The organism is Terrisporobacter sp., assembly GCF_017888745.1.
Taxonomy (GTDB): Bacteria; Bacillota; Clostridia; order Peptostreptococcales; family Peptostreptococcaceae; genus Terrisporobacter.
This window is the reverse complement of sequence record NZ_JAGHFM010000302.1, coordinates 1-10,141: the sequence shown is the minus strand read 5'-3', so window position 1 is coordinate 10,141 and position 10,141 is coordinate 1. Positions and strand designations below refer to the sequence as shown.

Annotated in this window: 10 protein-coding genes; 4 read left to right on the top strand and 6 right to left on the bottom strand. The window is 24.5% G+C overall.

From position 1 onward, the window contains the following. Positions 1-2,938 (bottom strand): helicase C-terminal domain-containing protein (locus J7G74_RS13705; RefSeq protein WP_297136364.1); only part of this gene is annotated, 2,938 nt, incomplete at its 3' end. A 149-nt stretch (positions 2,939-3,087) separates the two neighbouring features. On the opposite strand from J7G74_RS13705, the gene pdaA reads away from it, so the two are divergent. Continuing rightward, positions 3,088-3,915: a delta-lactam-biosynthetic de-N-acetylase gene (gene pdaA / locus J7G74_RS13700; RefSeq protein ID WP_297136362.1), complete on the top strand. Its 828-nt coding sequence runs from the start codon at positions 3,088-3,090 to the stop codon at positions 3,913-3,915. 35 nt (positions 3,916-3,950) lie between these two features. Here the strand turns inward: pdaA and J7G74_RS13695 are convergent, their stop codons facing one another. Continuing rightward, positions 3,951-4,454, bottom strand: a complete 504-nt coding sequence (locus J7G74_RS13695) for a hypothetical protein (RefSeq protein WP_297136360.1) — start codon at positions 4,452-4,454, stop codon at positions 3,951-3,953. Positions 4,455-4,498: 44 nt separating this feature from the next. After that, positions 4,499-4,777 (bottom strand): YARHG domain-containing protein, encoded by a 279-nt coding sequence (locus J7G74_RS13690; RefSeq protein ID WP_297136358.1) that lies wholly within the window; start codon positions 4,775-4,777, stop codon positions 4,499-4,501. Positions 4,778-5,274: 497 nt separating this feature from the next. Here J7G74_RS13690 and J7G74_RS13685 point away from each other — a divergent pair, with 497 nt between their 5' ends. Continuing rightward, positions 5,275-6,150 carry a hypothetical protein gene (locus J7G74_RS13685; RefSeq protein ID WP_297136356.1) on the top strand — a complete coding sequence of 292 codons (876 nt, stop codon included), beginning with the start codon at positions 5,275-5,277 and terminating at the stop codon, positions 6,148-6,150. A gap of 2 nt (positions 6,151-6,152) precedes the next feature. Beyond that, the gene (locus J7G74_RS13680; RefSeq protein ID WP_297136355.1) at positions 6,153-6,650 is read left to right on the top strand and encodes a hypothetical protein; all 498 of its coding nucleotides are present in this window, start codon (positions 6,153-6,155) and stop codon (positions 6,648-6,650) included. A 44-nt stretch (positions 6,651-6,694) separates the two neighbouring features. Here J7G74_RS13680 and J7G74_RS13675 read toward each other — a convergent pair whose 3' ends face one another. Further along, entirely contained in the window at positions 6,695-7,504 is an 810-nt protein-coding gene (locus tag J7G74_RS13675; protein ID WP_297136353.1) for a MerR family transcriptional regulator, read from the bottom strand. Positions 7,505-7,644: 140 nt separating this feature from the next. Here J7G74_RS13675 and J7G74_RS13670 point away from each other — a divergent pair, with 140 nt between their 5' ends. Beyond that, the gene (locus J7G74_RS13670; RefSeq protein ID WP_297136351.1) at positions 7,645-9,000 is read left to right on the top strand and encodes an MATE family efflux transporter; all 1,356 of its coding nucleotides are present in this window, start codon (positions 7,645-7,647) and stop codon (positions 8,998-9,000) included. Positions 9,001-9,069: 69 nt separating this feature from the next. On the opposite strand, the gene J7G74_RS13665 is transcribed toward J7G74_RS13670, so the two are convergent. Together J7G74_RS13665 and J7G74_RS13660 are read right to left on the bottom strand one after the other, a co-directional pair. After that, on the bottom strand, positions 9,070-9,261 hold the full coding sequence (locus J7G74_RS13665) for a ferredoxin (protein WP_297136349.1): 192 nt from the start codon (positions 9,259-9,261) through the stop codon (positions 9,070-9,072). A gap of 97 nt (positions 9,262-9,358) precedes the next feature. Continuing rightward, positions 9,359-9,928, bottom strand: a complete 570-nt coding sequence (locus J7G74_RS13660) for an ANTAR domain-containing response regulator (RefSeq protein WP_297136347.1) — start codon at positions 9,926-9,928, stop codon at positions 9,359-9,361. Between the last annotated feature and the right edge of the window lie 213 nt (positions 9,929-10,141).

Sequence of the window (10,141 nt, the reverse complement as noted above, 5' to 3'; positions counted from 1 at the left end):
TTATTACACTCATATTTTCTTCATTTTTTATTATGCTACTATCTGAAATATCATATATTAATTCCCTTATAATCTCATTTCTACAATTATTTAAATGTTTACTCATTATATGATATAGATTTGAGTCAGTAGTGTCTATAATATCACAATCATGCAAATCTCTTTTTAATCTATATAAATTATTTTTATTTCCTCCATCAAATATTACAAAACATCCGTAGTCATACTTACTTCTTAATATTCTTCCCATTGCTTGCTTCAACTTTATAATCATTTGAGGTTTATTTACTTCATAGTACTGCTTATTAAATTTTTTCATTATAGTAGAATATAAAGGGTCTTTTGGATTTAAATTAGGAATTTTATCAAGAGTCACACAAGTTAATCCATCTCCAGGTACATCCACACCTTCAAAGCATCCTTTTGAGCCTAATACAACACATTTTTTATTTAAGTCTTTTAAATGTTTAATTCCTCTTTTATCTAAATAAATTTCGATTCCATTTTCGTGGAGAAATTCTTTTAATACTTCATAAGTTCTTTCTTCTCTATCTTTACTATTAAATAGCGATAAAATGTGCCCATTTGTTTTTATTGATAAATCTGAAATTATTTGACTCATATCATTTATAAATTCCTTATTTTTATAAGAAGATATATTGTTTAAAGTTAAAATTTTGATTCTCTTTTTATAATCAAAGATTGATTCAATTACTTCTTTTCTATAAACAAATCTATCTATTCCAAGAGTATTAGTAAAGTAATTCATATTATTATTAACAGTTAATGTTGCTGATACAAACACTCCACAATCTAAACTACTTAAAATCTTATCCTCAAATAAATCTGCTATATTTAAAGGAACCACTTGAAATAAAAAATTGTTAAAGTCCTTATTTATATTTACTATTCTTGCATAAAGGTCTTTTTCATCATATTCTAAAAAAACTTCTATAGTATTTTTTAAAGCTTCTAGATCTTTAACTTTACTTTCACCTTGTTTATAAGTTTCATTTTCTTTATCTAAATTATCATCATCCATTTGCCTATCTAATATATACAGTATAGACTTTAAATTAGATAAAATTTTGTCTAAGCTATTTTTTATACAATCTCCATAAGATTTATAGTTAATATCCATAAATCTTTTATCTCTAAAAATAGAGCCTGCTTTTTCATCACTTTGCAAATTAACTTCCCAACTTAAATCATAATTAGATAATGAAGAATAGTCATTTTTAATACCATAATCCAAAATATAAGCAGCCTCTTCAATTATTAGATTTATTTCCCTACTAATTTTAGCTTTATTATTTGCTTCAAGCTTTATATAAGTGTAAAATCTATCAAAAGGTTTTATTATTCTTTTACCTTTAAATGAATAAGCAAAGGGGCTGCTATAAATAAGCTCAGCTGGATAAATCTCTTGTAGAAAATATTTTAAACTTCTATATTCTACCTCACTGGCAAAAAAATCATATCCTTTTTCTACTAAATTATGAGCCTCATCAACTATTAAATTTTCTATAGGCTTTTCATCTTTATATGGCCATTTGGCAAGAAGAGAATGATTTACCACTGTAATATCTTCTTCTTTTAATTCTTCTACTCTTTTCTTATATAAACATTCCTTAAAACATTTTTTAGGCTTACACAAGTTAGGGTCACAAGCTATATTTCTTAGATGAGTAACTATATCTGGAAAATTTGTCAGTATCCAAAAATTAATTTCTTCTATATCTCCGTATAACCCATCTTTAACTAATCTTTCTAATATAATTATTGATATTATTTCTCTTAAACTTGGTTTTTTACTATCATATTCCTCTTTATATTTTTCAAGTTTTTCAACACAAATATAATTACTTTTGCCCTTCATATAACCAAAAGTAATTTTGTCTTTAAGTCCTAAAGAATTTATAACATTTGGTATATCTTTTTTAATAAGTTGTGTCTGAAGCTCTTTAGTATCAGTAGATATAATTATTCGTTTATTATTTAAGTAGCTTTCCATTATACTTGGAAGTAAATAACCAACACTTTTTCCTATTCCTGTTGGAGCTTCTATGCAAGCAATATTTTCTCCTCTAGTATTCATTGTTTCCCTTATCACCTTTGATAGCTCAAATTGACCAGGTCTAAACTCATAACTGAAACCTTTTTTACTCTCCCATAAATCAGATTTTTTTAATAAGTATTCATAACAATATCTATGATCTATAAGATTATTTTTCATATTAGGACTAAGAAACTTTTTTTCTTTTATCTCTTCATTGTATTTAACATCTATATCTTTTATTTCATAGTTTACATTATCTATTATTTTACTCCATTTCCATTTTCCAAGAGAAAACTTATTTAAATATGAGTCAATTTGAAAAGTTAAATTTTCAAGAGTTATCATTTTACGTTCTTCATGATAAAGTCTAATAAGTAGGGCATTTACAACTTTAATTGTATCTATTGCATCTTCTAAAGCTCTATGCTTTTCTTCTTTTTCATCATTAGTTATGGTATTTTTTAAATACTCTAAATTAAACTCTTTATGATAAGGCTCTAAAACTACAGATAGTTCCATAGAGTCTAGTATTTCATTTTTTATTTCTGGAAAATAATAATTTAAAAATTTTTCTTTAAACTCTATATCATGACAAATTATTTGTTTGTTTTCTAAAAAATTTATAAATTTATCTTTAATCATATATAAATTTGGAGCTTTACTTAAATCTTCTTCTTTTAAATTTTTGCATAAAGAAAAAATCTCTAGTGGTACTTCTTTCTCATTTTTAACAAAAGTATGAAAAGAGCTTATATTATTATTTTCTATTTTTATAGCACCTATCTCTAATATTTCTGAATTATAAGGATTTAATCCACTTGTTTCTATATCAAGAAATATAACATTATCTATTAGTGATTTTATATTTTCTAGTTTCATTTCTTATCCTTTCATATTCTTATTAAAACTTATATTTATTAACCTTATTATATTATCACTAAAATAAATATTTTGATAATAAATTTATTATATTTCTTTTGGCCATAATATGTACAGTACCATTTAAAGATTAAAAAGGAGGTTTTATTTTGAAGAAAGTTGCTTTAAGAAATTGCATGATTATATGTACTTTGGCTTTAATCTTTGGATTTTTAGTTATACACGACCCTTCATTACTTAACAAAGCTAAGGCTCAAATTTTTTCTAATGATTTAAGTACAGTTGAATATAACTGGTACTTCAATCCAAGAGAAGATGGTAAGCAACCAGAACCTATTAAAGAAGCTAATTTTTTTAAAAAGTATAATACTTATTATGTAGGAAATCCAAATGAAAAAGTAATATATTTAACATTTGATTCAGGCTATGAAAATGGATATACAAACATGATGCTAGATGTACTAAAAAAACATAAAGCGCCTGCTAACTTCTTTGTGGTAAAAAGTTATATAGAAAATAATCCAGATATAATAAAACGCATGGAAAAAGAAGGTCACTTAGTATGTAACCATTCAAAGAGTCATGTTTCAATGGCATCTATACATGACATAGACAAATTTAAAGATGAAATATTGAGTGTATCTAATGCTTATAAGGAAGTAACTGGCAAAGAAATGCCTAAGTACTTTAGACCTCCTATGGGTAAATTTAGCGAGGAATCTTTAAAATATACTAGTGATATGGGTTATTCATCTATATTCTGGAGCTTTGCCTATGTAGATTGGTATAATAATCAACAACCAACTCATGAGTTTGCAAAGAATAAAATATACTCAAGAACACATCCTGGTGCCATAGTACTCCTTCATTCAAACTCTAAGACTAACTGCGAAATATTAGATGAAGTCATAACTCACTGGGAAGAAGAAGGTTATACATTAAAATCCCTAGAACATTTAACACAAAATAAAAAATAATCAATAAAAAGCTGTAAGAATTATCTTACAGCTTTTTATGCATCAACAAATACCTCTTTTCCACTATAATAGCCTATCCAGTAAGGTTTATATATACTGCTAATTTCTAGTATTTTTATACTTTTTATACTTTGTTTTTCTATATAATTACCCTTAGATTTTATTTCAAAGTAATTTATTATTTCATTCTTAACCTTTTCAATCATATATTCTTCTTTTATACATGATCTTTTTATGCAACTTTTTGATATATATCTCTTTACTGTCTTTGGTATAAAATCTACAGATTGAGAATTGCCATTATAAGTATTTACCATCATAGTTATTATATTTCTTATATCATCATTTCTAAAAGTTCCTTTATTTTTTCTTTTATAAATAATTTCATATTTTAATACTTTTAATTCTATATATTCTAAGTGAATATCTTCTACTTTTTTATTAAATTGCTCTATTTTGCTTATTAATGGAGTTCTTCTAAATATATGCTTTATAGCATCGCTTTTATTTACACTTATCTCTATTGAGTCTACTAACATATTGCCCCTCCTTAATAAGATTGTAGTTACCCAAAATATATTATTTATTCATATGATTTAATAAGTTTAATGTTATATATTTCATAATCATTAAGACTATCATTATTAAAATTTTCTGAAGAAATATATCCTTTATACCAATAGCAAGAATCAAAATAATTTTGAAGTGAAGTATCTTTAAACAACCTTCCATGCCTTGCATATATTTCATTGCGAGCTACTTTTAACTCCCATTCATTAAGACCTACTAAATCTGATTCTGTTAAATATCTACAATAACTATCTGCAAATATATATCCATCATGGATATTAGTATAATTCATATTATTATCAGTATTATTGTTACTACTATTTGAGTTTTCTTTTACAATAACTTCTTTTGTTGGAGCATTTTGAGAATATTCCTCTTGCGCATTTTCAGAGCTTTCTCCCGTATTAATTACAACACATCCTGTTAGAAATAAACTAATACTTATAATTATTAAAGATAATATATAAATTTTTTTAATTATTTTTCCCTCCTTATAATCGTATCTTAGCGTTAAATCCTTACATAAAATTTCATTTAAAATCTTTATACATTATATTATCTACTCTTGTCCCTTTATGTTTGTACAATAAAAAATACTATAATAACATTATTTATTTTTAAGTTGGAAAAAAGAATAAATTATATTTTAAAGTAAAAAATAATTTAATCAATTTATATTAAGTAAGTCTTTAATTATAAAAAATTTTCTTCACTCATATGGCCAACGGCTTTGCCCGTTGCTCAAGTAACAAAGTTGAAAACAATATTTTAAGAAGGAGATATTAAATAATGAAGAAAAAATTTAGTGCCTTTATCTTAATACTATTTATGATTTTTGCTATTTATAATACTAATGAAAGTAATATTAATGTATATTCTGATGATATAAATACTCCTGTAATAGAAAAGTTAATTCCTCATAAAGGCGAGCAATATATTGTTTCAAAGCCAGATATTAAAATTTCTTATTCTAATATAAATGAGAGTAAATTAAACAATCTTAAGCTTTATATTAATTATGAGGATGTTACTAAAAAATCAGAAATAAATACAAAGTACATATATTATAAACCTGAAAATAGATTTAAAAGAGGCATTCAGGTTGCTAGATTAGAGTACTATGATGAGTTTAATAAAAAAAATATTATTTTATCAGAATGGTATTTTAGTGTAGGTGCACCTCTTCTTAATCATTATAGAGGGTCATTTTTTGATAATACAAAATCAAATTCATTAATAAGTGCCGATGAATTAATTTCTATTTCCAGATTTTCCAAGAATATAAATTTTATATCTATTTCAGAAAATATTGATTCTAAAAACTTTAAAAATAATAAAAATCTTGACAGTAAGAAATATAAAAAACTTATGAAAGCTTGTGATAAATATTCTGTTGACGGCGAATTCATATCTTTTCCCGGTTTTGAATTTTCTACTAAATTAAAAAATGAAAAAGATTTTACAAAAATAAATTTATTGGATTGCCAACATCCCTTTAATTTAAAAGATAATTTATCTTTAGAAATTATGTATAAAGAATTATTTAATAGAGACGAGGATTTAATTGGTCAATTTAAATATAATAAAAATTATAATAACATAGATTTTTTTAATACTCACCTTATGGAGATAAAGTTGTTTCTTTATTTGAAGTTGAAAAAATAAAATTGGATAATAATAAATATGAACTTAATTTTAATCATTATATTGAAGCATTAAATAATGGTTGGCATTTAGCTCCACTTATTGTAGATGATAAAGATAGTTTTAATGTAAGTTGTGAATTTAGAAATATTGTTTTATGTGAAGAGCTAACAAAGGAAAGTTTATCTGATGCCTTAAAAAATAGAAGACTTTATGTGAGTGAAGATAAAAATATAAAAGTAGACTATTTTATCAACAAATCTCCTATGGGAAGTATAATTAAAGAACCTAAAATGCTTAAATTCACAATAAGTGCCATTGACAATGACGACAATGATAAGATTAATAAAATTCAGGTTTATAGTAATAATAATGATTTAATCGAAACAAAATATTTTAATTCAAATTATGCAAAATTAGATTTCACATTAGAAAAAGTAAAAAAATATACCTTTTATTATGTAGTCGTAACTCAAAATAATAATAAAAAAACTATAACGTCTCCCATATGGGTAGAATAGTATTTGAATAAAACAAAAAGATGATGTTCACTCTGACATCATCTTTAACATTTTATAGGTATTTGAATTTCTGTGATAAATTCATCTTTATTTTCCGTTTCATGAATATCTATCTTATAAATTTCAATAGGATTACCAGTTATTATTAAATTATTTTCTTCTATAAAATCAAACATATTCTCTATACACTTGTGATTATTTATATAGTCGCCTCCATAAGTTAGAGTAACATAGTATCCCTCTTCAAATACTATATTATAATCCTGTGAATCTTCTTTTAAAAGACAAAAAACAGATTCAAAATCCGTAGTTATACCTTCTTTTAATGATCTCATATTAAATGTAGCTCCTAAATTACTATTTCCTAAAATACTAATCTTATTATTATGATTTTTTTGAAGTCTTTGTATTAATAAATCAAATTCTTCATCTCTTTTGATTTGTCCATTTAATATGATACCTTTTCTTCGCTTTATATAACTTAATTCTATATTATTTAAATTAGAATTTTTATAGGTATATTCAATAGCTTCCATTCTTTTTCTCATATTTTCTTTTTGTCTTAATAATTTTAAAATCTGATCATCTAATAAATGTATTCCATCATTTAATAATTTACCCGTTGATTTTATATCTCTATTATCTAAATACTCTTTTATTTTCTTAAAAGAAAATCCTAAACTTTTTAATTCTTTAATTAAGTTGAGTCTCCATATATCTGAAATACTATATAATCTATATCCGTTATCATCTCTAATTGGATTTAAAATTTCTAATTTTTCGTAGTACATTAATGAATCTCTGCTCATATCGTACATTTCAGATATTTCTCCAATTTTATAGTAGTCTTTCATTTTTGCTCCTTTATTAGTTTTTACTGATATTATATTATTTCACAAAGAAAAAAATTTTTCAATAGTATTAAAAATATTTGTTTTTTTATTGACCTTGGTACTATACCAAGCTTTATCATATTAATATGAGGAGTGATAAAATGAATAGAAAGTTATTTCAACAATTCTTACGGTATTTAGGACCATCAGTTGTGGCTATGTGGGTATTTTCTCTTTACACAATAGTAGATGGTATATTCGTAAGCAAAGGCGTAGGTGAATTGGCATTAGCCTCTGTAAATATATCAATGCCTTTTATCAATTTTGTATTTGCCATATCTGTGTTGTTTTCTACCGGTGCATCTACTATAATAGCTATGTATCTTGGTAAAAAAGACATTGAAAAAGCAAATCAGGCTTTTACTTTAAATTTATTTACTATAATAATACTTGCAATTATAATAACAGTAGTTTCTTTAGTAGCTTTAGACTCTATCTCTAATTTTTTAGGTGCAACACCAGATACTATAGGGTATGTAAAAGATTATTTATTTATAATATCTTTATTTAATATATTCTTTATAGTTTCTTATTCTTTAGAGGTAATAGTAAAAGCTGATGGTTTCCCATTCTTAGCTACTATTGGTGTATTAATATCAGCTATTACTAATATAGTATTAGATTATATATTTGTAATTAAATTAGGATATGGCGTTAAAGGTGCGGCTATTGCTACAGGTATATCTCAAGTGCTTTCCACTATATTTTTCTTAAGTCATTTCTTAAGAAAAAAATCTAATCTAAAATTTACAAAATTTAAATTTGAATTTAGTACTATAAAAAGAATTATCTGCTTAGGATTCCCTGATTGTACTTCAGAACTAAGTGTAGGTATAGTTACAATTTTATTTAATCAAAGTTTACTTAGATTAATAGGCCAAGATGCCTTAATATCTTATAGTGTTATTTGCTATGTTAATACTTTAATACTTATGACAATGATAGGTATTACACAAGGTGTTCAGCCTCTAATTAGTTATAACTTTGGTGCAGGTGAATCAAAAAATGTTATCTATTTATTTAAGTTAGGACTTAAAACGGTTCTAATTGCTTCTGTAGCTGTATTTACAATTTCTTTATTATTTGCAAACAATATTACATCTTTATTTATAAATCCAAATGAGTCAAAATTGTTTAATACTACTGTATTAGTATTCAAACAATATGCTATATCTTTCTTATTCTTAGGGTTTAATTTAATAATTTCAGGATTCTTTGTTGCAATAGAGAGACCAGTATCTTCTGCCATAATATCTCTTGGAAGAAGTTTAGTTATAGTAACAATAACTTTATTTATTCTTACTTCTTTATTTGGTGGAAACGGAATTTGGATAACTACGGCTGTATCTGAATTTATCTGTTTAATTATTGCTCTTATCTTGCTTACTGTATTTTTCAAAAAAAATAAATTGTCAAATAAAGATGATTCAGATTCAGGTATTATAAAAATTCTATAGTATAACAATTTATTTACAAATAAATAAGCTGTGTCAAAATGAATATATTCATATCGACACAGCTTATTTTTATTCTTTTATATCTATTGCATCAACTGGACAACTGTCTCTAGCCTCAACAGCGCTATCTTCTAAATCACTTGGTATGTCATCTGTTATAGCAACTGCTAATCCATCATCATCCATACTAAATACTTCTGGACAAACAGCTGGACATGTTTCACATGCTATGCATGTATCTTTATTTACAAATGCCTTCATAATAAACATCCTTTCTTAGTTATATATTTTCCATATCTATATTTCCCATAAATTATAATAAGTATAACCATTTTATTTTTAAAACGAATTTTTATATTTAGATTTCATAGATTTTTAGTATGTTTCTCGCAATTTCAACTTTTGTAATCCTAAGATCCATTGCTTGTTTTTCAATATATCTATGAGCTTCACTCTCACTCATTCTTAAATATCGCATAAGTGCAGCCTTAGCTCTACTTATCAATTTTATTTCATTTATTCGAACTTTTAATTTTTTATTTTCTTCTATAATTTGTTTAAACTTTTTTCTATGAATAAGTGACATCTTAATTACATTTATAAAAACTATTTTGTTTAGAGGTTTTTCAACTATAAATATTCCCTTAGCTTCTAAATCTTCATTAATCGTATATCTGTAATCACTTTTAGCTATTAATATAACAGAAGATTCTGTATTTTTATTTATTAATACTGCTAAGTTAGCTCCCATATCATCACTTAATGGTGAATTAATTATAATTAAATCAAATATGACTTCGCTTATTATTTTTTTACACTCACTTGCATTATTAACTAATGAAATATCATAATTTCCACTTTCCTTGGTAAGATTATTTAAAAGTTCTTTACTCTTACTAGAACTTGAAACGATTAATATTTTTCCCATAACAATCACCCTTTGACCTTTTATAATCATCTTTATGAAATTTTATTTAAATCCCAAGAATAAAGTTTAAATATATAAAATAATAATTCAAATTTTCCCCCAAAAGAGTCTTTGACTAAATAACGGAAATATATTAACTTAATATTCTTTTACGCATACTCTTATTCACACTAAAAATTCTATTTAATGTATATATTTATAAATAACTCTAGT